The 21,965-nt window shown below is 70.6% G+C and carries 24 protein-coding genes; 2 read left to right on the top strand and 22 right to left on the bottom strand.

Annotated elements, in window-relative coordinates:
- Positions 1 to 3: 3 nt before the first annotated feature.
- The gene (locus tag BLQ91_RS05285) at positions 4 to 519 is read left to right on the top strand and encodes a hypothetical protein (protein ID WP_143022529.1); all 516 of its coding nucleotides are present in this window, start codon (positions 4 to 6) and stop codon (positions 517 to 519) included.
- On the opposite strand, the gene dprA is transcribed toward BLQ91_RS05285, so the two are convergent.
- The 15 genes from dprA to BLQ91_RS05210 all read right to left on the bottom strand — a co-directional run bounded on the left by dprA (position 520) and on the right by BLQ91_RS05210 (position 13,145).
- Positions 520 to 1,662 carry a DNA-processing protein DprA gene (gene dprA, locus BLQ91_RS42435; RefSeq protein ID WP_143022557.1) on the bottom strand — a complete coding sequence of 381 codons (1,143 nt, stop codon included), beginning with the start codon at positions 1,660 to 1,662 and terminating at the stop codon, positions 520 to 522. It abuts the gene before it with no gap.
- 1,150 nt (positions 1,663 to 2,812) lie between these two features.
- The gene (locus BLQ91_RS05275) at positions 2,813 to 4,330 is read right to left on the bottom strand and encodes a YifB family Mg chelatase-like AAA ATPase (protein ID WP_090095462.1); all 1,518 of its coding nucleotides are present in this window, start codon (positions 4,328 to 4,330) and stop codon (positions 2,813 to 2,815) included.
- Position 4,331: 1 nt separating this feature from the next.
- Positions 4,332 to 4,703 (bottom strand): YraN family protein, encoded by a 372-nt coding sequence (locus tag BLQ91_RS05270; protein WP_090095461.1) that lies wholly within the window; start codon positions 4,701 to 4,703, stop codon positions 4,332 to 4,334.
- A 248-nt stretch (positions 4,704 to 4,951) separates the two neighbouring features.
- Positions 4,952 to 5,275, bottom strand: a complete 324-nt coding sequence (locus BLQ91_RS05265; RefSeq protein WP_030468024.1) for a DUF2469 domain-containing protein — start codon at positions 5,273 to 5,275, stop codon at positions 4,952 to 4,954.
- Positions 5,275 to 6,069, bottom strand: coding sequence for a ribonuclease HII (locus tag BLQ91_RS05260; RefSeq protein WP_090095460.1), 795 nt, complete (start codon positions 6,067 to 6,069; stop codon positions 5,275 to 5,277). Before BLQ91_RS05260 ends, BLQ91_RS05265 begins: the two co-directional genes overlap by 1 nt.
- The gene (gene lepB, locus BLQ91_RS05255) at positions 6,066 to 6,929 is read right to left on the bottom strand and encodes a signal peptidase I (protein WP_090095459.1); all 864 of its coding nucleotides are present in this window, start codon (positions 6,927 to 6,929) and stop codon (positions 6,066 to 6,068) included. Before lepB (BLQ91_RS05255) ends, BLQ91_RS05260 begins: the two co-directional genes overlap by 4 nt.
- A gap of 4 nt (positions 6,930 to 6,933) precedes the next feature.
- Positions 6,934 to 7,602 (bottom strand): signal peptidase I, encoded by a 669-nt coding sequence (gene lepB / locus BLQ91_RS05250; RefSeq protein ID WP_425412415.1) that lies wholly within the window; start codon positions 7,600 to 7,602, stop codon positions 6,934 to 6,936.
- A 72-nt stretch (positions 7,603 to 7,674) separates the two neighbouring features.
- Positions 7,675 to 8,034, bottom strand: a complete 360-nt coding sequence (rplS, locus tag BLQ91_RS05245) for a 50S ribosomal protein L19 (RefSeq protein WP_090095457.1) — start codon at positions 8,032 to 8,034, stop codon at positions 7,675 to 7,677.
- A gap of 153 nt (positions 8,035 to 8,187) precedes the next feature.
- Positions 8,188 to 8,934 carry a tRNA (guanosine(37)-N1)-methyltransferase TrmD gene (trmD, locus tag BLQ91_RS05240; protein WP_090095456.1) on the bottom strand — a complete coding sequence of 249 codons (747 nt, stop codon included), beginning with the start codon at positions 8,932 to 8,934 and terminating at the stop codon, positions 8,188 to 8,190.
- Entirely contained in the window at positions 8,924 to 9,439 is a 516-nt protein-coding gene (gene rimM / locus BLQ91_RS05235; RefSeq protein WP_090095455.1) for a ribosome maturation factor RimM, read from the bottom strand. The genes trmD and rimM overlap by 11 nt, the downstream gene beginning before the upstream one ends.
- A gap of 17 nt (positions 9,440 to 9,456) precedes the next feature.
- Positions 9,457 to 9,696, bottom strand: coding sequence for an RNA-binding protein (locus BLQ91_RS05230; protein ID WP_030468017.1), 240 nt, complete (start codon positions 9,694 to 9,696; stop codon positions 9,457 to 9,459).
- On the bottom strand, positions 9,693 to 10,136 hold the full coding sequence (gene rpsP, locus BLQ91_RS05225) for a 30S ribosomal protein S16 (RefSeq protein ID WP_090095454.1): 444 nt from the start codon (positions 10,134 to 10,136) through the stop codon (positions 9,693 to 9,695). Before rpsP ends, BLQ91_RS05230 begins: the two co-directional genes overlap by 4 nt.
- Before the next feature lie 124 nt (positions 10,137 to 10,260).
- Entirely contained in the window at positions 10,261 to 10,992 is a 732-nt protein-coding gene (locus BLQ91_RS05220) for a LamB/YcsF family protein (RefSeq protein ID WP_090095453.1), read from the bottom strand.
- Complete coding sequence (locus BLQ91_RS05215; protein ID WP_342670609.1) at positions 10,992 to 11,822, bottom strand: CPBP family intramembrane glutamic endopeptidase; 831 nt, start codon at positions 11,820 to 11,822, stop codon at positions 10,992 to 10,994. Before BLQ91_RS05215 ends, BLQ91_RS05220 begins: the two co-directional genes overlap by 1 nt.
- Positions 11,823 to 12,269: 447 nt before the next feature.
- Positions 12,270 to 13,145, bottom strand: a complete 876-nt coding sequence (locus BLQ91_RS05210) for an RNA polymerase sigma-70 factor (RefSeq protein WP_090096002.1) — start codon at positions 13,143 to 13,145, stop codon at positions 12,270 to 12,272.
- 115 nt (positions 13,146 to 13,260) lie between these two features.
- Between BLQ91_RS05210 and BLQ91_RS05205 the strand changes: the two genes are divergently transcribed.
- Positions 13,261 to 13,737, top strand: coding sequence for a carboxymuconolactone decarboxylase family protein (locus tag BLQ91_RS05205; RefSeq protein ID WP_090095452.1), 477 nt, complete (start codon positions 13,261 to 13,263; stop codon positions 13,735 to 13,737).
- Here the strand turns inward: BLQ91_RS05205 and BLQ91_RS05200 are convergent.
- The 7 genes from BLQ91_RS05200 to BLQ91_RS05170 form a co-directional block, all read right to left on the bottom strand.
- Positions 13,734 to 14,789 (bottom strand): amidohydrolase family protein, encoded by a 1,056-nt coding sequence (locus BLQ91_RS05200; RefSeq protein WP_090096001.1) that lies wholly within the window; start codon positions 14,787 to 14,789, stop codon positions 13,734 to 13,736. The genes BLQ91_RS05205 and BLQ91_RS05200 overlap by 4 nt on opposite strands.
- A 2-nt stretch (positions 14,790 to 14,791) precedes the next feature.
- A complete protein-coding gene (gene ffh / locus BLQ91_RS05195; RefSeq protein ID WP_090096000.1) occupies positions 14,792 to 16,351 on the bottom strand; it encodes a signal recognition particle protein in 1,560 nt (519 codons plus the stop codon).
- Between the two features lie 20 nt (positions 16,352 to 16,371).
- A complete protein-coding gene (locus tag BLQ91_RS05190; RefSeq protein WP_090095451.1) occupies positions 16,372 to 16,992 on the bottom strand; it encodes an HAD family hydrolase in 621 nt (206 codons plus the stop codon).
- Entirely contained in the window at positions 16,989 to 17,549 is a 561-nt protein-coding gene (locus BLQ91_RS05185) for an AAA family ATPase (RefSeq protein WP_090095450.1), read from the bottom strand. Before BLQ91_RS05185 ends, BLQ91_RS05190 begins: the two co-directional genes overlap by 4 nt.
- 280 nt (positions 17,550 to 17,829) lie before the next feature.
- Positions 17,830 to 20,154 (bottom strand): [protein-PII] uridylyltransferase, encoded by a 2,325-nt coding sequence (locus BLQ91_RS05180; protein WP_090095449.1) that lies wholly within the window; start codon positions 20,152 to 20,154, stop codon positions 17,830 to 17,832.
- A 17-nt stretch (positions 20,155 to 20,171) separates the two neighbouring features.
- Positions 20,172 to 20,510, bottom strand: coding sequence for a P-II family nitrogen regulator (locus BLQ91_RS05175; protein WP_090095448.1), 339 nt, complete (start codon positions 20,508 to 20,510; stop codon positions 20,172 to 20,174).
- Complete coding sequence (locus tag BLQ91_RS05170) at positions 20,507 to 21,850, bottom strand: ammonium transporter (RefSeq protein ID WP_090095999.1); 1,344 nt, start codon at positions 21,848 to 21,850, stop codon at positions 20,507 to 20,509. Before BLQ91_RS05170 ends, BLQ91_RS05175 begins: the two co-directional genes overlap by 4 nt.
- Positions 21,851 to 21,965 lie beyond the last annotated feature (115 nt).

Raw genomic sequence — 21,965 nt, 5'->3', positions numbered from 1 at the left:
GCGATGGTAGTCAGCACCACCGTCCGAACAGTCGACGAGCTCGCCCGCCGAGTCGTGCGCAAGATCGCTCCCGAGGAGCTGCCTTCGTTCGAGATAGTCGCCGCGCCCTACCTGGAGAACCCCAAGCAGGCCGAACGCCGGCTCCGCCAGGCCCACGACGACCCGCTGGGCTTCGGCTTGGGCGACATCGTCGCGATGGCGACCCCGGTGATCGCCCTGGTGTCCGGCAGCGTGATCACCGCCGTGTCCGACAGCGTCGGCAAGGCCGTGCAGCAGGGGACGACCAACGCCGCGCGCAAGGCGTGGCGCAAACTCCGCGGCAAGCCCGCCGAACCGCTCGAGCTGCCGTCCACGCCCCTGACCACGCCCCAGCTGGCCGAGGTGCGCAAGATCGCCCTCGATCGCGCTCTCTCGCTGGGCATGGAGCAGCAGAAGGCGGAGGCTCTCGCCGACGCCGTGGTCGCCGCCCTGGTGCTGCGCGGCAACGACCCTGACGACGGCCCGGCCGTCCCGGACTGATCAGCACCGCACCTCCAGCTTCTGCCAGCCACCGTCGACCTGCAGCGCCAGCCCGGCCAGCTCCAACTCGGGCAGCAGCGCCCGCACCCGTTCCAACGGCACACCGGACTCGACCGACACGACCTCGTCGCTGACCCCGCACCGCTTTCCGAGAGCCTCGTAGACCCGCATGGCCTCGCCCTGCGGTGCCCCGAGCTCGCTCTCCTTCTCCGCGGGTTCGGTGGCGAGGTCGTCCCCGAACCGCCCGACCGACTCGACGACCTCGGCCACCGAGCTCACCGACACCGCCTGCCCGTCCCGCAACAGCTCGTGGCACCCGATCGAACTGGCCGACGTCACCGGCCCCGGCACCACCATCAACGGCCGCCCCAACGCGAGCGTGATCGCAGCGGTGTTCTTGGCCCCGCTGCGCCGCCCGGCCTCGACGACGACCGTGCCGCCGGCCAACGCCGCGATGAGGCGGTTGCGCGTCAGGAACCGGTGCCGAGCAGGCATCACCCCGGGCGGGTACTCGCTGACGACCACCCCCTCCCGCGAGATCTTCGCGAGCAACCCCTGGTGCCCGGCGGGATAGGCGAAGTCCACCCCGCACGCCAGCACCGCGACAGTCAGCCCGCCACCGGCGAGCGAACCGCGGTGAGCAGCGCCGTCGATCCCGTACGCCGCCCCGGACACGACCGTCACCCCCGCCGCCGCCAACCCGAACGCGAACTCACCGGCAACGTGCTCGCCGTACCCGGTCGAAGCCCGCGACCCCACGATCGCCACGGCCTTGTCCACCGCCTCGGCGAGGTCGTGCGCCCCGCGAACCCACAACGCCAACGGCTCACCACCACACCGCCGCGCCGACACCCCTTCCAACGCGACGAACGGCCACCGCGGCCACTCCTCGTCCTCAGGAACAACCAGCCGACCACCCAACTTGGCAACGTGCGCGAGGTCCTGCTCCGCCCGCTCCTCAGCCCGCCGAGCAGAAGTCTGACCGGCAACCGAGGGCGACACCTCACCAGCCCGGACAAGCACTGCGGCCTCGACCGGCCCGACCTGGGCCACCAACGCGGCCAGCGCCGCCGGGTACGGCTCCGCCACCCGCGACAGGTACGCCCGCGCCAGCCGGACGGCATCCGTCGGCCCGGCGCTCACCGGAACCACCACCAGGGCAGCCAGCTCTGCCAGGGCTCCGAACGCCACGGCGTCGGCGGACTGGCACCCGACGAGCGCCTTCGCACCGTGCACGGCATTCGCAGAAGCGCGGGCAAAGCGGCTGCTCGGGCGGTGGTCGAGGTGGCAGCGCAGACGAGAAGCGGGGACATGGTCGGACTCCTTGGTCCAGGTGGGACGGACAGGTGCCGGGCGCGGAGTGGGAGTGGGGCTCCGCGCCCGGCGGCTCGGTGGGGACAGGCGGCGGGTGAGCGGACGCCCGCAGGGGACGAACGCCCGCTCGGCTGGGACCGGAGGCAGGCAGAGGTTCGAAGCCCGCCTCCAGCAGCTCGGGTGAGCAGGGCGGTGCCGGACGCGGAGCGGGAGTGAGGTTCCGCGCCCGGCGGCTCGGGAGCTCAGGCTTGGTGGTCGGGGCCTGGTCGAACCTCTGGGTTGGTGGGTGAGCGGGCGCTCGCAGGGGTGGACGAGCGCCCGCTCGACCGAGCCGGACGCGGAGTCCGGGCGGGAAGCTCCGCGACCGGCGGCTCGGAAGTCGGTAAGAGGGCTGGGGTGGTGGGCCGCCCGCTGGGGAGGAGCGGACGACCCACCTCGGGCCGGAGGCGAGCAGAGGCTCGAAGCTCGCCTCCGGCAGCTCGGGTGAACGGGGCAGGCGCCGGGCGCGGAGCGGGAGTGGGCTCCGCGCCCGGCGGCTCGGGGATCAGGGCGTTGGTGGTCGGGGACTGGGGGTAGACCCCTGGGGTTGGTGGGTGAGCGGGCGTCCGCAGGAGTGGACGTGCGCCCGCTCGACCGGGGCGGGACGCGGAGTCGGGGCGGGAAGCTCCGCGACCGGCGGCTCGGGTGGACGACTGTCTTGGAGTCACTGGCAGCCGGGGTGCCAAGGGCCATCGCTGGCGACCGGCAGCCTGGGTGGACGGCTGCCTTGGAGTCCGCTGGCAGCCGGAGGGACGAAGGTTGCCGCTGATGATCGGCGGCTCGGGTGAACGGCTCCCCTGGGCTCGTGACCGGCGGACGGGCAGCCGGCCGCCGGTCACGAACGCCGTTTGTCAGGCGGTACTCGTGGCCGACCAGCCACGGCGGCGCAGGGTGCTGGTCTGGCGCCTCCGCAGTAGAGCCGGAGACCAGCGCAGAGGCGTCAGACTCGGCGTTCTCGGAACTGGAGGGCGGCGGCCACGTGGTCGGCGGTGGGGCGGTCGGCTTCGGCCAGGTCGGCCAGGGTCCAGGCGACTCGCAGGCACCTGTCGGCGCCTCGGCCTGTCAGGGCGCCGATGGCCAGGGCTCGGTCCAGCAGCGCCGTGGTGTCGCGTGGGAGCGCGAACTCCTGGCGGAGTGCTGGGCCGGGGACCAGGGCGTTGGCCTGCCAGTTGTGGCCGTGGGCCGACCAGCGGGTGGCGGCTCGCGAGCGGGCCTTGAGGACACGTTCGCGGACCGTTGCCGTCGAGTCGGGTGGGGCCGCGTCGGCGTTCGACATGGCGGTGGTCGCTCTCATGCGGACGCGGAGGTCCACTCGGTCGAGCAGCGGGCCGGACAGCTTGGACTGGTAGCGGCGGCGGACCGTGCTGGTGCAGATGCAGTCGACCTCCTTCGGTGGGGCGCACGGGCACGGGTTGGTGGCGAGGATCAGCTGGAAGCGCGCCGGGTAGCGGGCTATGCCGTCGCGGCGCGGGATGCGGACCTCGCCCTCTTCCAGGGCTGTGCGGAGGGTGTCGATGGTCTTCTGGCCGAACTCGCAGGCCTCGTCCAGGAACAGCACTCCCCTGTGCGCCCGGGAGGCGGCGCCCGGCTTCGCCAGTCCGCTTCCGCCGCCTATCAGGGCCGCTATCGACGTCGTGTGGTGCACGTTGACGAACGGCGGGCTCGCGACCAGCGGGTAGTCGGAGGAGAGGACGCCGGCCACGGAGTGCACCGCTGTGACGGCCAGCGACTCCTCGCGGGTCAGGGGTGGGAGCAGGCCCGGGAGGCGTTCGGCGAGCATCGTCTTGCCGGTGCCCGGTGGGCCCGTCAGGAGGAGGTGGTGGGCGCCGGCTGCCGCCACCTCCAGCGCCCAGCGGGCTTCCGGCTGGCCGACCACGTCGGCCAGGTCCGGGACCTGCGGCAGCGGCGGGTCGACCGGCCGCGGTGGCTTCGGCAGCGGCACCTCGTCGCCGCGCAGCCACGCCAGGACCTCGGGCAGGGTGAGGGCGCCGTGGATGTCCACGCCGTCCACCAGGGCGGCCTCGGGCAGGGTGGCCACGGGGACGACGGCCTGCGTGAGGCCCGCGCGGCGGGCCGCCAGCAGGGCGGGCAGGACGCCGCGGACCGGGCGGATGCGGCCGTCCAGGGCCAGCTCGCCCAGCAGGACGGTGGTGGCGAGGCGGTCGGGCGGGATCGCGCCCGAGGCGGCCAGCGTGGCGCAGGCGATGGCCAGGTCGTAGCTGCTGCCGCCCTTCGGCAGGTTCGCCGGGGACAGGCCCAGGACGATGCGCTGCTTCGGCCACTCCTCCTCGCTGTTGCGGACGGCGGCCTTCACGCGCTCCTTCGACTCGTGCAGCGACGCGTCGGGCAGCCCGAGGAGGTGGGTGCGGGGCTGGCCCACGCCCACGTCCGCCTCGATCTCCACCGGCAGGCCGTCGACGCCGCAGAGCGCCACCGACCACGCCTGTGCGAGGCCCATCTCAGGCTCCCCGCAGGTGCTGCAGGCGGGCTTCGCCGGACGGGGGCCAGGTGACCGAGATCAGGTCGACGCGGACGTTGCACCAGCCGACGCCGTGCGCCGCGAGCCAGCGCAGGGCTGTTCGGCGCAGGCGTGAGAGCTTGCGCTGGTCCACGGCCTCGTCCGGGCGTCCCCACGCGGGACCGGATCTCGTCTTGACCTCGCAGACGACCAGCTGGTCGCCCTCCACGGCCACGATGTCGAGCTCACCGTCGCGGCACGTCCAGTTCCGCGACAGGACCACCAGGCCCTGCTCCTCCAGATACCTGCACGCCAGGTCCTCGCCCTGACGGCCTCTCTCCTGCTGCCTGGTCCCCACCGGTGCCTGTGCCACCACTGTCCTCGCCTCCCTGCGGGTCGTCGGGTTCGACCTTGCCGGGCGGGGCGGGGTGGGTGGCCGGGCTGAGGGGAATCTGTGGACAACTCAGCGGCTGTGGACAGGTAGGCCGTTGTGGATCTTGAAGTGGCGGAGTTGTCGGTGGGGTGTGCTACTGGCCCGAGGAAGGCGACCCGCGGCACGAAACAGCACCGCCCCCGCGTCCCGGGACGACCCGGGACGCGAGGGCGGTGCTGCGGAAGACCTCAGGTGGGGAACGGACCGCTTTCCGGCAGTCGGAGGTCCGGCTTGTCCAGCTCCTCCACGTTCACGTCCTTGAACGTGATGACGCGAACGTTCTTGACGAACCTCGCGGGCCGGTACATGTCCCACACCCACGCGTCCGACATGCGCACCTCGAAGTACACCTCGCCGTCGGCGTTGCGCACCTGCACGTCCACCGAGTTGGCCAGGTAGAAACGCCGTTCGGTCTCCACGACGAACGAGAACTGGCTGACTATGTCGCGGTACTCCTTGTACAGCGACAGTTCCATCTCGGTCTCGTACTTCTCGAGATCCTCTGCACTCATTACGCCTCCGCGCGGGTCATCATCTGCTCCGCGCCCTCCCTCGTCGCGAGCTCCCCGGCATCAGCCGGGGCTGCATCATTCTGGACCACGGCCGCCGCGGTCGTGGCGCGCGCCACCCTGTGCGGCGCGGCGAGACCGTGCTTGGCAGCCGCCGCTGCCACATTTACATACGACCACCGGTGCTCCGCACACGGCCCGTGCTCCATCAACGCAGCCGTGTGGTCGGGCGTGCAGTAACCCTTGTGCACGTTGAACCCGTACTCGGGATGGCGCTCGTGCAGGTCGGCCATGATCCGGTCCCGCGTGACCTTGGCCAGCACCGATGCCGCGGCCACGCACGCCGCGGCCTGGTCGCCCTTGAGCACCGCCACGTTCGGCGCGGGCATGCCCGGCACCTTGAACCCGTCGGTCAGGACGTAGCCGGGATGCGTCGACATCCGCGCCACCGCGCGCCGCATGCCCTCGATGTTCATGACGTGGATGCCCAGCCAGTCGATGTCCGCGGGCGGCACGACGACCACCGAGTGGTCCAGCGCGCGCTTCAGGACCAGGTCGTACATCCTGTCGCGCGCCGACGCCGTCATCAGCTTCGAGTCGTTCAGGCCCTCGAACCGCGACGCGTCACCCGGCCGGAGGACGCACGCGGCGATCACCAGCGGCCCGGCGCACGGACCCCGCCCCGCCTCGTCGACCCCGGCGACGGGACCCAGGCCCCGGCGCTCCAGGGTGCTCTGCAGCGCCCAGTTCCCCGACGAACCCCGCACGACCGCGCGAGGCGGCATCAGCATGGTCATCGGCGGAATCGGTCTCGCACTCGACGTCCGAGCAGCAGAAGCGGCCACGCGGCGACGATACCCAGCCCCAGCGGCACGTTCTCCTGCCAGCCCGGCGCCCCCATCGACACGGCCTGCGGGTCGTGGTCCGACACCCCGCCCCACCGCGACGGGGGCAGCACGATCACGCGCGCCTTGCCGATCACGTCGTCCACCGGCACGAGGCCGTTGAGGCCGCCCTGGCCCTGGCAGCGAGAGTCGCACGAGTGGTTGCGGTTGTCGCCCAGCACGAACAGCATCCCGTCCGGGATCTTGAGCTCCTCGAACGACTCCTGCTCGGCCGGCGTGCCCTCGTCGAAGTGCTTGTACGGCTCGTCGAGGGGCTTGCCGTCCACGGTCACGCGGTTCTGCTCGTCGCAGCACTTCACGGTCTGCCCGCCGACGGCGATCACGCGCTTGACGAAGTCCTCCTCGTTCGCCGACGGCAGGCCGACCAGCGACCCGAGCCACGCCAGCCCCTGCGAGACCGGGTTGCCCGGCTCCTCGGAGATGAAGTCGTTCTGCCACGACGGCGGCCCGCGGAAGACGATCACGTCGCCGGGCGCCGGCTCGGTGAAGCGGTAGGTGACCTTGTCCACGAGCACGCGGTCGCCGTAGCAGTCGGTGCACCCGTGCAGCGTCGCCTCCATCGACTCCGACGGGATCATGTAGACGCGGCCCAGGAAGACCTGGATGCCGATCGCGAGGCCGAACGCGACCAGGATGAGGACGGGCAGTTCCTTCCAGAAGTTGCCCTTTTTCTTCTTCTTCCCGGTTTCACCCGAAGCATCGGAAGTCGGCTCGTCACCGGACGTGTTCTGCTCTGGAGCGTCGTCGACCACGAGATCAGCCTAGGGGCTGGGGGTTGTGGTCGGACACAACACTCCACCGATCTTTCGGGAAAACGACGTACCGGGCCTTGCCGATGACGTTCTCGAGAGGCACCGTGCCCGCGACGCCCCCGCCGCCCTGTTTGCGCGAGTCGGTGGAGTTCATCCGGTTGTCCCCCATCACGAACAACCGCCCTTCCGGCACGCGGATCGGCGCGAACGGCTCGTGGTCGGCGGGAGAGGTGCCGGGCTGCCAGTACACGTACGGCTCGTCGAGGGGTTTTCCGTCCACGACGACACGGTGCTGCTCGTCGCAGCACATCACCGTCTGGCCGGGAAGCGCGATCACGCGCTTGACGAAGTCTCGTTCGTTCGCGGGCGCGATGCCCAGCAACGAACCGACGTACTGCACGAACCGTGCGACCGGGTTCGTCGACGGCGGGTTGCGGAAGTCCGTCGTCCACGCCTCGGGCCCGCGGAACACGACCACCTCGCCGGGCTCGACGTCGCCGAACCTGTAGGTGACCTTGTCGACGAGCACGCGGTCGTTCTCGCAGCCGGTGCACCCGTGCAGCGTGTTCTCCATCGACGCCGAGGGGATCACGTAGACCCGCGCCACGAACGCCTGGATCAGCACCGTCAGCACGACGGCTGTCAGGACGACGTAGAGGACTTCCCTCCACACAGGAGTACGCCCCCGCTCCGGTTCATCCGGTGCGGAGGCGTCCTCCGGGTCTTCTGGGCTCGAGGCCACCGATCAGGAGACCGGACGGGCCTCGCGCTTCTCCTTGATCTTGGCGGCCTTGCCGCGCAGGTCGCGCAGGTAGTACAGCTTGGCGCGACGCACGTCACCGCGGGTGACGACCTCGATCTCGGAGATGTTCGGGGAGTGCACCGGGAAGGTGCGCTCGACGCCGACACCGAAGGAGACCTTGCGGACGGTGAAGGTCTCGCGGATGCCGCCACCCTGGCGACGGATCACGACGCCCTGGAACACCTGGACGCGCTCGCGCGAGCCCTCGATGACGCGGACGTGGACCTTCAGCGTGTCGCCGGCGCGGAAGGCCGGGACGTCGGAGCGCAACGACTGGGCGTCAAGTGCGTCCAGGATGTTCATCGGTGGTCCTCACGTGTGTCTGTGAACTCCCCAGAGCATGTTCCATGGCTGTGCACGACATGATGGGGGTCGGCTTGGTGCGCACGCCGATACGACACCGGCTGCGGCAACTGTTCCAGTGTGCCAGACCAGGCACTCCGGAATGAAATCGGGCTACTCGCCACCCTCGCGCAGGCGTGCGAGCAGGGCCCGGTCGTGCTTGTCGAAGGCGTCCTCCGGCAACGATTCCAGCAGGTCGGGACGCCGTTCGAAGGTGCGGGCGAGTGACTGGTCACGCCGCCAGCGGTCGATGAGCCTGTGGTTGCCCGAGCGCAGCACGTCCGGAACGGCCAGGTCGCGCCACACGAGCGGCCGCGTGTAGCTCGGCCCTTCGAGCAGTCCGTCCTGGAACGAGTCCTCGGCGTGCGACTTGGGGTTGCCGAGCACGCCCGGCAGCAGCCGCGCGACCGCTTCCACGATCGCGAGCACGGCCACCTCGCCGCCGACCAGCACGTAGTCCCCGATGGACACCTCATCGACGCGAACGCGCCGCCGGGCGTCATCGACCACACGCTGGTCAATGCCTTCGTAGCGACCGCACGCGAAGACGAGGTGCGACTCGCTCGCGTACTCGTGCGCGAGCGCCTGCGTGAACGGACGACCGGCCGGCGTCGGCACGATCAGACGCGTCTCGTCCGTGCAGACGTCATCGAGTGCGGGACCCCAGATGTCGGCCTTCATGACCATGCCGGGCCCACCGCCGTACGGGCTGTCGTCGACGGCCTTGTGCACGTCTTGGGTCCAGTCCCGCAGGTCGTGCACACCGACGCTGATCAGACCCCTGTCGATCGCCTTCCCGAGCAACGCCGCGCGCAGCGGCGCGAGGTACTCGGGGAAGATCGTGACGACGTCAATCTGCATCGAGAAGGCCCTCGGGCGGGTCGATCACGACACGGCCGCCGCGAACGTCCACAGTGGGCACGATCTCGCGCACGAACGGGATCAAAGCCTCCCCGCCGTCGCGGATGACCACGAGCAGCTCGCCACCGGGGCCGTGCAAGACCTCTTTGACCGTGCCGATCTTCGTGCCGTCGACCAGCTCCGCCGCGAGCCCTTCGAGCTCGTGGTCGTAGAACTCGTCGGGGTCGTCGGTCGGCGGGAGGTCGTCGGTGCTGCCCAGCAACAACGTGCCGCGCAGGGCTTCCGCGACGTCGCGCGTGAGAACTTCCTCGAAACGCACGAGCAGCCGCCCGGCATGAGGCCGGGCGGCTGACACGGTGAGGCTTCGGGACGTGCCGTCACGCAGCTTGGCCTGGAGCGTGGCTCCGAGCGCGAACCGCAGTTCGGGTGAATCAGTGCGCACGTCAACGGCGAGCTCGCCGGTGATCCCGTGCGCCTTGGCCACACGGCCGACAACGACGTCCATTTGCCCTTGAAGTTCGTTCAGCGGTCGGTGTCGACGACGTCGACCCGGACACCGCGACCGCCGATACCGGCCATCACGGTGCGCAGAGCCGTCGCGGTGCGACCGCCACGGCCGATCACCTTGCCGAGGTCGTCCGGGTGGACGTGGACCTCGAGGGTGCGGCCGCGGCGGGTCGTGACGAGGTTCACCCGGACGTCGTCCGGGTGGTCGACGATGCCGCGAACGAGGTGTTCGAGGGCGTCAGCCAACAAACTCACGCCTCGTCCTTGGGCGCCTCGGCGTCAGCCTTGGGCGCGTCGTCGGCCTTGCGGGTCTTCTTCGCCTTCGGCGTGGTGGCCTCGGTCATCGGCTCCTCGTTCGCGGCGGCGAGCGCGGCGGCGAACAGCTCGGCCTTCGGAGTCTTCGGCTCCTTGACCTTCAGCGTGCCCTCGGCGCCCGGCAGGCCCTTGAACTTCTGCCAGTCACCGGTGATCTCCAGCAGGCGCTGGACCGACTCGGTCGGCTGCGCGCCGACACCCAGCCAGTACTGCGCGCGCTCGGAGTCGACCGCGATGAACGACGGCTCTTCCTTGGGGTGGTACTTGCCGATCGTCTCGATGGCCTTGCCGTCGCGACGGGTGCGCGCGTCGGCGACCACGATGCGGTAGTACGGCTGGCGGATCTTGCCGAGACGCTGAAGCTTGATCTTGACGGCCATTGGCCTGGTACTCCTCGAAAGCTCTGTGTTGATGGTTCGCACGGCCGTGGCCCGGGCAGAGGGGCCGACCACGACGGACAGCGGGCAATTGTGCCAGATGACGGACGGTGGATCCGAATCGGGCCTACGCGAACGGCGTCACGGAGCCGAGCGCCTCGCGCACCGCGCGGGCGTGTTCGACCGCTCCGGGCGTGTCGCCGTGCACGCACAACGACTCGGCGCGCGTCTTGATCACGGTGCCGTCGACCGCGACGATCTCGCCGTTCAGAAGCCTTTTGGCCCGTTCGACGACCTCGTCCGTGCTGCTCAGCAGGGCGTTCGGCCGGCTGCGCGGGACCAGCGTGCCCTCCGGCGTGTAGCCGCGGTCCGCGAACGCCTCCTGGACGGGCCTGAGCCCGGCTTCCGCGGCTTTCGCGAGCAGCTGGGAGCCCGGCAGACCGAGGATCGGCAGGTCCTTGAACGCCTTGGTGCCGTTCACCACGGCTTCGGCCTGCTTCTCGTGGTGCACCGTCGCGTTGTAGAGCGCGCCGTGCGGCTTCACGTACACGACCTCGGTGCCCGCTGCTCGCGCGCACGCGTCGAGCGCACCGATCTGGTAGAGCACCTCGTCGGCCAGTTCGAGCGGGTCGGCGTCGATGAAGCGGCGCCCGAACCCGGCGAGGTCGCGGTAGGACACCTGGGCGCCGATCCGCACGCCGTTGCGCGCCGCCTCCTCGCACACCTTGCGCATGGTCGACGGATCGCCGGCGTGGAAGCCGCACGCGACGTTCGCGCTGCTGATGAGACCCAGCAGGGCGGTGTCGTCGCCGAGCTTCCAGATGCCGAAGCCCTCGCCCAAGTCGCTGTTCAGATCCATCACATGACCCCGACGGCGACGAGCAGGAGAGTGAGTCCTGGCAGGAAGTTGTTCATCACGTGCGCCACGATGCTCGCCCCGAGGCGGCGGGTGAGCAGGCGGGCTATGCCGATCGGGATGGCGATCACGAGCAGCAACGACGTGCGCAGCGGTTCGAAGTGGCCGATCGCGAAGATCACCGTGGTGAGCCAGAACGCGGCCCAGCGGCTCCAGCCCTGGCGTTCGACGGCGCCCCAGAGCATGCCGCGGTAGATGATCTCCTCGCAGACCGGCCCGATGAGGCTCACGTAGAGGAACATCGTGATCGCGGCGCCGAGCGGCAGGTTCGAGCCGGACAGCAGGTCACCGACGGCGCTCGTCGCGTTCTCCTCGCCGACGACCTTCGTCCAGAGCGTGGCGGCGGTGTAGGTGAGGACGAGACCGAGGACGCCGAGCTTCAGCCCGATCGCGACGTCCTCCTTGGTCATGCTGAAGCGGAGGTCGATCTTGGGACCGTTGCCCCTGACACAGGTGATCACGATGGCGGCGCCGGCCGCGAGGACCGTCGGCACGATCGAGCCGATCAGCACCAGTGGCACCGAGTCCAGCAGGCTGATGCCGAACTGCTTGGCGATCGCCGTGATGAACACGGCGCTGAGGATGAAGATCGCCTCGACCAGGAGGAACGCGCCGAACCCCCAGCGCTGGCCGACCCGCTCGGGCTCCGGGTCGCGGTTGATGTTCCGCACCGCTTCGACGGCGCCGCGCACGGCCCCGGCAACGCGGCGCGCGGTTCCGGCGACGCTCTCGGCGAAGCCGCGCTTGGGCTTCAGGGATTCCGGCTCGCTCACGCTCTGCAATCTAGTCACACCGCGGCTACCAGCGGCGCAACAGCGGGCACCGACACCCTCATGATCAGCTCACCTCGCGATCGACGGCTGCTGAAGCACCACCGGGCTGTCGGTGCCTCGCGATACGCTTGGAGTGGGGACCGCGAGCCCCCTCGGGGAGTGTTACCGCCCCCGGATCCGAGGTTACTGTGCGGCACCGACGGAATCCGGGCCAAGCACCTGGCCAAAAGATGGTCAGATCGGGTCTCCGCCGGATGTCCCGGCTCCTGGTGAACGGATCGGCGGGCGGACCGGATCGCAAACCACTGGCGCGGATGGTGCCGGACCGGTGCCGCGGCGAGGTCGTCCCGGGTCGTGTCGCTGTGCGGGCAGTCGGTGCGCGATCCCGTCGAGGAGCCCAGACCCGAGCGGTAGCCGGGGGCAGGACGCGTCCGCGGCAGCCGGTGGTCAACGGCGCAGGGACGTCTCCCGCTCCATGTGCGAGAGCTTCTCCGGGTTGCGCACGGCGTAGAGGCCGCTGATCCGCCCGTCCTCGATCCGCACCGCGATCACCGTGTCGAGCTCGCCGCCGAACTTGACCACGAGCGCCGGGTAGCCGTTGACCTGCGCCGGTTCCATCTCCCACCCGGTCACCTTCAGCAGTCCGCCGAGCAGCATGCGCGCGACCTTCGAGGCGCCGACGACCGGGCGCCGGACGGCCTGCTTCACGCCGCCGCCGTCGCCGAGGAACACGACGTCCGGGGCGAGCAGGTCCAGCAACGACTGGAGATCACCCGTCGCGGTGGCGCGCTGGAAGGCCGCGAGGGCCTTGCGCGACTCGGCCTGGGTGACGACCTCGCGCGGGCGCCGGGCGGCCACGTGCGAGCGGGCGCGGTGGGCGATCTGGCGGACGGCGGCCGGGTTCTTGCCCACGGCCTCGGCGATCTCGTCGTAGTCGAGGTCGAACACCTCGCGCAGCACGAAGACGGCGCGCTCGGTCGGGGTGAGCGTTTCGAGGACCAGCATCATCGCCATCGAGACGCTGTCGGCGAGCTCGACGTCCTCGGCGACGTCCGGGGCGGTCAGCAGCGGCTCCGGCAGCCACGAGCCGACGTAGGACTCCTTGCGGCGCCCCAGGGTCCGCAGCCTCGTCAGCGCCTGGCGCGTCACGACGCGGACCAGGTAGGCGCGGTGGTTCCCGACGGCGCCGTGCTCCACGTCGGCCCACCGCAGCCACGTCTCCTGCAGCACGTCCTCCGCGTCGGCGGCGGAGCCGAGCATCTCGTAGGCGATCGTGAAGAGCAGGTTGCGGTGGCTGACGAACGAGTCGGTCGCGACGTCCATGAACACAGGACACCCGGCCGGGAGCGCCTGTGACAGTGTGCTGGATCACAGTCACAGGATTCGGGGGTCCGGCATCTCGTGGTCGTCCGGCAAGTCCACGAGGGAGGAACCAACGATGGAAACCCGCTTCGACCTCTTCGCCACCCAGACCGGTGCCAAGCTCGCCAAGCGGTTCGCGGGTCTGCACGGCGTGCTGCACGAGTCGCCGCTGTCGAAGACCGTGGTCGAACTGGTCAGCATGCGGGCGAGCCAGCTCAACGGCTGCGGCTTCTGCCTCGACATGCACGCCAAGGACGCCGTCGCGGCCGGTGAGGACCCGTTGCGGCTGCACCTGGTGGCCGGGTGGCGCGAGACGACCGTGTTCACGGAGGCCGAACGGGCCGCGCTCAAGCTCACCGAGGAGGGCACGCTGCTCACGCTCGACGGCGTGAGCGACGAGACGTGGGCAGCGGTCCGCGAGCACTACGACGAGGAGGAGACCGCCGCCCTGGTCTGCCTGGTCGGCCTGATCAACGCCGCCAACCGGCTGGGCGTCATCACGCGCCAGAAGGGCGGTGCGTACCAGGTGGGCGCGATGGCCCAGTTCGACTAGTGGATCCGGCCCCGGAGCATGACCATGCGCGGCGTCCGGAGGACCTCCAGGTCCTCCCGCGGATCCTCGTCGTAGACGACGATGTCCGCCGCCGCGCCCTCGGTCAGCGACGGGAAGCCCAGCCACTCGCGGGCACGCCACGACGCGGCGCCGATGGCGTCCGCCGCGCTCATGCCCACGCGGTGCAGGGCGACGACCTCGTCGACGATGCGCCCGTGCCGGATGCCGCCACCCGCGTCGGTGCCCGCGTAGACCGGCACGCCCGCCTCGATCGCGGACGCCACCGTGGACGAGACGCGGGCGTGCAGGTCCCGCATGTGGTTCGCGTAGACCGGGTACCTGCCGGCCTTGTCCGCGATGCCGGGGAACGTCTCGACGTTGATCAGCGTGGGCACCAGCGCGGTACCCCGCTCGGCCATCAGCGCGATCGTGTCGGCGGTCAGGCCGGTGCCGTGCTCGATGCAGTCGATGCCCGCGTTGATCAGGCCCGGCAGCGCGTCCTCGCCGAACACGTGCGCGGTGACCTTGGCGCCGGCGTCGTGGGCGACCTTGATCGCCCCGGCCAGCTCCTCGTCCGTCCACAACGGGGCGAGGTCACCCGCGCCGCGGTCGATCCAGTCGCCGACGAGCTTCACCCAGCCGTCGCCCTGCGCGGCCTGCTCGGCCACGGCTGACGCCAGGTCCGACTCGATCTCCACGCCGATGTGCGGGAGGTAGCGCTTCGGGCGGGCGATGTGGCGGCCCGACCGGATGATCCGCGGCAGGTCCAGGCGTTCCTGCAACGGCGTCGTGTCGATCGGCGACCCGCAGTCGCGGATCAGCAACGTGCCCGCGTCGCGGTCGGTGATCGCCTGCTCGACGGCCTCGGACAGCTCCACACCGCCCTGCGGGCCCAGCCCGACGTGGCAGTGCGCGTCGACCAGGCCCGGGACGAGGAACCCGCCGTCGACCACGGTCCGCGCACCCGGTACGGGCTGGGTGCGCACACGGCCGTTGACGACCCACAGGTCTCGCGGCTCGCCGTCCGGCAGGACGACGCCGCGCAGGTGCATGGTCACTTCTTCTTGTCGTCGCCGTCGAACTTGAACTTCGACGGGTCGAAGCCGGGCGGAAGCTCGTTCATGCCGCCACCGAGCTTCGACAGGTCGGGCATCCCGCCGGGAGGCATGCCGGGGAAGCCACCGGGCAGGCCGCCGGGGAGCATCCCGGGGAAGCCGCCCTTGATCTTGGGAGGCGTCGGGCCGCGTCCGCCCTTGCCCTTCTTCCCCTTCTTGCCCTTCTTCCCCTTGCCGCCGCCACCGCCGCCGAAGCCCATCCGGCCGGCCATCGACGCCATCATCTTGCGGGCCTCGAAGAAGCGGTTGACCAGGTCGTTGACGTCGCTGACCTTGACGCCCGAGCCGTTGGCGATGCGCAGCCGGCGGGAGCCGTTGATGATCTTGGGGTCGTCGCGCTCGGCCGGCGTCATGCCGCGGATGATCGCCTGGATCCGGTCGAGGTGCTTCTCGTCCAGCATGCCGAGCTGGTCCTTCATCTGACCGGCGCCGGGCAGCATGCCGAGCAGGTTCGCGATCGGACCCATCTTGCGGATGGCGAGCATCTGCTCCAGGAAGTCCTCGAGCGTGAGCTGGCCGGTGTGCAGCTTCGCGGCGGCCTTCTCGGCCTGGGCCTGGTCGAAGTGCTGCTCGGCCTGCTCGATCAGCGTGAGGACGTCACCCATGCCGAGGATGCGCGACGCCATCCGGTCCGGGTGGAAGACGTCGAAGTCCTCGAGCTTCTCACCGTTGGACGCGAAGAGGATCGGCTGGCCGGTGACCTCGCGGACCGACAGGGCGGCACCACCGCGGGCGTCGCCGTCGAGCTTCGTGAGCACGACACCGGTGAAGCCGACGCCGTCGCGGAACGCCGTGGCGGTGTTGATCGCGTCCTGACCGACCATCGCGTCGACGACGAACAGGACCTCGTCCGGGTCGACCGCGGCCCGGATGTCGATGGCCTGCTTCATCATCTCCTCGTCGACGCCCAGCCGGCCGGCCGTGTCGACGAGGACGATGTCGTGCTGCTTGGCCTTGGCTTCCTCGATGCCGCGGCGCGAGACCTCGACGGGGTTGCCCACGCCGTTGCCGGGCTCAGGGGCGAACACGGGCACGCCCGCGCGCTCACCGACGACCTGGAGCTGCGTGACGGCGTTCGGGCGCTGCAGGTCGGCCGCGACGAGCAGCGGCGTGTGGCCCTGGCCCTTGAGCCAGCGGGCCAGCTTGCCCGCGAGCGTCGTCTTGCCCGCACCCTGCAGACCCGCCAGCATGATCACCGACGGCGGGTTCTTCGCGAGGTTCAGCCTGCGGGTCTCGCCACCGAGGACGTTGACGAGCTCCTCGTTGACGATTTTCACGACCTGCTGCGCCGGGTTCAGCGCCTGGTGCACCTCGGCACCCTTGGCGCGCTCCTTCACCTTGGCGATGAAGCCGCGCACAACGGGCAGCGCGACGTCGGCCTCGAGCAGGGCGACCCTGATCTCGCGGGCGGTCGCGTCGATGTCGGCGTCGCTGAGCCGGCCCTTGCCGCGAAGGCCCTGGAGAACCGTGGTCAGCCGGTCGGAAAGCGTGGAGAACACGCCGTCCAGCCTAGCCAACCTCAGCTCCACCCGATCCCGTGGCTCGCCAGCGCCTCCAGCAGGACCGGTTCACGGCGTCCGACCGGAGCAGTGGAGACCCGCGCGAACCGCAGCCCCGCCACCGCCGCGGCCCCGTCCGCCACGGGGTCGTTGCCGACGTACACGCACTCGGACGGGTCGACGTCCAGCCGCACGCAGGCGGCGTCGAAGGCGCGGGGCGAGGGCTTCGAGAAGCCGATCTCGTACGACAGCGCGAAGGCGTCCACCGACAGCCGTTCGCGTGCGAACACGCCGCGGATGTTCCACGAGATGTTGCTGAGCACGCCGACCTTCAGCGGCCTCACCACGCTCAACGCCGCGGCCGTGTCGGGGTACGGCAGCCAGAACGCCGGGTTGCGCAGGCGCTGGAACAGGTCCTCGGTCAGCGACAGGCCCGCCAGCCGGAACAGGGTCCGGTGGGCCGAGCGGTCGGCCAGCGCCGTCAGGTCGCGGGCGTTCCAGACGGCGCGCTCCGCCGCGTTCATCCGCGCGACGTACGGGGCGGGCGCGCGCAGGACGGAGAGGTGCCGCGGCGAGAACCACTGGTGGGCCGGACGCCCGAACAGGGTGCCCGCGAAGTCGAAGAGGACAGCCTTGATCACGACACCACGATGCGCAGGCCACCGGAGGTGCCCGCGCGGGTGAGGAGCGTCACGCCCTGGAAGCCGAACGGGACCCAGCCCGCCTCGAACCGGGCGCGCATCGACGTGCCGCGGCGGACGTGGCGTTCGAACGCGTGGGTGCGAACGACCCGTTTGCGGGCGATCTGACCGTCCAGGGCCTGGGCGGCGGACGCGTCCAGCCACAGGAAGTGGCGGGAGCGTCCCGTCAGCAGGCCTGCCAGCACCAGCATGAGCCGGGTGCCGGGACGGGTGGAGGGCTCGTGCACGACCAGCAGGCCCGCGCAGGACAGCGCCGCCCAGAACACGCGCAGCCGGTGCGTGAGGTGCACGAAGACGCGCCAGTACCGGTACGGCAGGCGCACGCGCGGTTCCAGCCACGTGCGCACCTGGTCGGAGTCGAGCACGGTGACCGGTTCGTCCGCGTCGAGGCGGGTGAGCAGCGTCGTCTTGCCCGCGCCGGGGATCCCGGCGAGGACCACGAGCGAACGCGGCCGCACTCGGACGGCGGTGGTCTGCGTGTTCAACACGGCGGTCATGTCCTAGAAGACGTTCCGGCCATCCTTCTCGTTCAGTTTGGCCCGGTTTCTCACCGAATGCACAGCTTCGACTCCGCGGCCCGTGCCGTTCGCACGCCGGCGGCGGTGCGGGTGTCCGGTACCTCCCCCGGCTCCGCCACCCGTCACCACCGCCTTCGCCCGTCCGGGAAGCGGTCCACCCCTCGAGGACGCTTTCCGGACACCGCGAAGACTGCCGCGTTTCGGAAGCGTCCAGGAGCGTGAGCACCCCCGAGTGGTTGTGCGTAGTGCTACTCAACCTCTACCCGGCCGCGTCGAGCACCGCCCGCTCGATCCGCCTCCGGTCCAGATCGGCGCCGGCGATGCTGAACGAGTCGACGACCGTGGCCCCCAAGGTGGACACGCGCGCCCACCGGACGTCCACCCCGCACTGCTCCAACGCACCGGCCACGCGGTGCAGCAGCCCGATGCGGTCGGCGGCGCGCAGTTCCAGCACCACGGCACCGGTCGCCTCGTCGTCGAACCACAGCACGCGGGCGGGCGGCGGGTCGAGCGGCGGGCCGCCGTAGTCGCGTTCCTTGGCGGCGAGCTTGTCCGCCAGCGGCAGCGAGCCCTCGACCGCCCTGGTGAGCTGTTCGCGCAGCAGGGCCGCGTCCGGCAACGAGCCGAAACGCGGTGACACCGTGAACGCGTCCACCGTCGCACCGCCGTGCGAGCGCAACGTCGCCGCGTGGACCTCCAGCGAGTTCAACGCGAGCACACCGGCCGCCTTGGACAGCAGCCCCGGCCGGTCCGGCGCGATCACCGTCACGACCGCCGCGTGGTCCTGCTTCTCCAGCAGCACGTCCGGTTTCCCCGACGCCGCGACGCGTTCCGCCATCTCGACGTGCACGGGGTCGAGCGGTTCCGGTTCGGGCAACGCCTCCCCCGCCATCGCCGTGCGGCAGCGGGCGACCAGGTCGGCCAGCAGCGCGGCCTTCCAGTCCGTCCACACGCCCGGCCCGGTCGCGATGGAGTCGGACTCCGCGAGCGCGTGCAGCAGTTCCAGCAGCACCGAGTCGCCGCCGAGGGTCTCGACCACGCGGTGCACGGTGGCCTCGTCCTCGACGTCACGGCGGGTCGCTGTGTGCGGCAGCAGCAGGTGGTGGCGCACCATCGCGGACAGCGTCTCGACGTCCTGCGGCCACAGCCCGAGCCGCTCGCCGATCTGGGTCGCCAGCGCGGCCCCGACCTCGGAGTGGTCCTGCTGCCGGCCCTTGCCGATGTCGTGGATCAACGCGCCCAGCAGCAACAGGTCCGGCCGCGCCACCGTCGTCGCGAGGCGGGCGGCGTGCGCGACGGTCTGCACCAGGTGCCGGTCGACCGTCCACATGTGGGCGGCGTCGCGGGGAGGCAGGTCCCGCACCGCGCCCCACTCGGGGAACAGCCGGCCCCACAGACCCGTGCGGTCCAACGCCTCCACGACGTCCACGAGCCCGCTTCCGCTGCCCAGCAACGCCAGCAGCTCCTCGCGGGCCTCGCGCGGCCACGGCTGGCGCAGCTCCGGCGCCGAGTCCGCGAGCCGGGTGAGCGTTCCGGACGCGATGGGGTGCTTCGACCTTGCCGCCGCCGTGGCCACGCGCAACAACAACGCCGGGTCACGGCTGGGAATCGCGTCACGGGCGAGGGAAACCTCGGAGCCGTGCAGCACAACGCCTTCGTCCAACGGCCTGCGCGGCGGCTGTCCGCGGAGGAACGCGCCGAGTCCACGCTTCGGTGCGGCCGCACGGGCCGAGCGCATGGCCACGTCGAACGCGTAGACGACAGTGCGTGCGGCAGAAGAAAGCGCACGGGCCAAAGCAAAACGATCGGCCAGCCCCAGAGCCGATGCCACCTCGTCGCCGTCCTGCGCCCGCAGCACGTCACGAGGTTTCCGCGCCACACGGCGGAGTTCGGTGCGCACGTCCAGCAGCAACCGGCGCGCCTCACCGACGTCGGCGGACGGCCGGTCCACGAGCTGCGCGAGCGACAGGGCGTCCAGGACGGTCAGGTCCCGCAGCCCACCGCGGCCGTGCTTGAGGTCGGGTTCGACGCGGTGGGCGATCTCGCCGCTGCGCGCCCAGCGCTTCCGCGACGACTCGGCGATCTCGTCCAGCCGGTTGCGGACGTTGCCCCGCCACGCCTGCCGCGCGCCGTCCGCGAGCTTCTGCGCGACTTCCGGATCACCGGCGACGAGGCGGATGTCGAGCAGTCCCAGCGCTGTCCGCAGGTCGCCGGCGGCGACCCTCAACGCCTCCCCGACGGTCCGCACGGAGTGGTCCAGCCCGATGCCGGAGTTCCACAGGGGGTACCAGAGCTTCTCGGCGATCTCATCGATGTTCTTGACACCGTTGTGCACCAGGACCAGGTCGAGGTCCGAGTAGGGCACGAGCTCGCGCCGCCCCAGCCCGCCGACCGCCACGAGCGCGACACCCGATCCGGATATCCCCGCTCCCTGCGCGTGTTTGGTCAACCAGAACTCGTGCAGGTCCACGAGTGCTTCGCGCAGGGGTTCGGCGGTCAAGCGACGACGACCTGGCACGAGCAGCCTTTCGCGTGCTCGCACCAGGTCGTCAGCCGTGACGACGGCCGTTTCGTTGTTCTCCACGGGCCGTCTCCTAGTGGTTAAAGCGCATCCGATCCACGTTCGCCCGTGCGCACGCGAACGACTGTCTCGACCGGAGTGACCCAGACCTTGCCGTCGCCGATCTTGCCGGTGCGGGCGGCCTCGACGACCGCCTCCAGCACCTTGTCGACGGCGGTGTCGTCGATGACGACCTCGATCTTGATCTTGGGCACGAAGTCCACCGAGTACTCGGCACCGCGGTAGACCTCGGTGTGGCCCTTCTGGCGGCCGTAGCCCTGCACCTCGCTGACGGTCATGCCCAGCACCCCGAGCTGTTCCAGGGAGCTCTTCACGTCGTCGAGCGTGAACGGCTTGATGATCGCGGTGACCAGCTTCATTTCTTGTTGCTCCCCTCGAGGACCGCGGTCGCACCGGCGGCCGCGCTCGGCTTGCCGGTACCCCGCGCACTGGTGAGGCTGCCGTACTCGTAGGCGCGCTCGGCGTGCTCGGCTTCGTCGATGCTCGCGACCTCCGCTTCCTCGGTGGCGCGGAACCCGACGGTGAACTTCACCAGGTACCCGAGCGCGAGGCTCAGGACGAACGAGTAGGCCAGCACCGCGAAGGCGCCGACGGCCTGGCGCCACAGCTGGTCGACACCGCCGCCGTAGAAGAGGCCGTTGATCTTGGCGGGCGCCGCCTCGCTGGCGAACAGGCCGATCAGGATCGTGCCGGACAGACCGCCGACGAGGTGCACGCCGACGACGTCGAGCGAGTCGTCGAAGCCGAAGCGGTACTTCAGCGACACGGCCAGGGCGCACAGGGCACCGGTGATCGCGCCGATCGCGATGGCGCCGACCGGGGTGACCGCGGAGCAGGCGGGCGTGATGGCGACCAGACCGGCGACGACACCCGACGCCGCGCCGAGCGTGGTGGCCTTGCCGTCGCGGATGCGCTCGGTCAGCAGCCAGCCGAGCACCGCGGCGCACGTGGCGACCAGCGTGTTGATGAACGTGACACCCGCGATGCCGTTCGCACCGAGAGCGGAACCGGCGTTGAACCCGAACCAGCCGAACCACAGCAGACCGGCACCGAGCACGACCAGCGGCAGGCTGTGCGGCTTCATCGGCTCCTTCGGCCAGCCGACGCGCTTGCCGAGCACCAGCGCCAGCGCGAGACCCGCGGCACCGGCGTTGATGTGCACCGCCGTACCACCGGCGAAGTCGATCGCGAGGAGCTTGTTGGCGATCCAGCCGCCGGGGTCGACGACGTTGCCGGCCTCGTCCTTGCCGTCGAAGTCGAAGACCCAGTGGGCGACCGGGAAGTAGACGATCGTGGCCCACAGACCCGCGAACAGCAGCCACGGGCCGAAGCGGGCGCGGTCGGCGATCGCACCGGAGATCAGCGCGACCGTGATGATCGCGAACATGGCCTGGAACGCCACGAACACGGTGCTCGGGATCTTGCCCGACAGCGAGTCGGCGCCCAGCAGGCCGTCGAGGCCGAAGAACTCGAACGGCTTGCCCAGCAGGCCCGCGCCGACGTCCGCGCCGAATGCCGTCGAGTACCCGAACAGCACCCACAGGACACCGACCACGGCCATGGCGCCCAGGCTCATCATCATCATGTTGAGCACGCTCTTCGAACGGACCATGCCTCCGTAGAAGAAGGCGAGGCCCGGCGTCATCAGCAGCACCAAGGCGGCGCTGGTGAGTACCCAGGCGGTGTCCCCTGTATCCACTTCGACCTCCACTGCACGTCGGTTGCAGGGAGCATCGGCAGGTCCTGTTTCACGGACCCGCGTGGAACGTTTCGCCGAGGTGAACTGTCGACCTGGACGTGTTACGTCCGCGTTT

The sequence above is a fragment of the Lentzea jiangxiensis genome, assembly GCF_900104175.1.
In the GTDB taxonomy this organism is placed as follows: domain Bacteria; phylum Actinomycetota; class Actinomycetes; order Mycobacteriales; family Pseudonocardiaceae; genus Lentzea; species Lentzea jiangxiensis.
The sequence above is the reverse complement of the archived record's forward strand: the minus strand, read 5'-3'. Positions and strand labels throughout refer to the sequence as shown.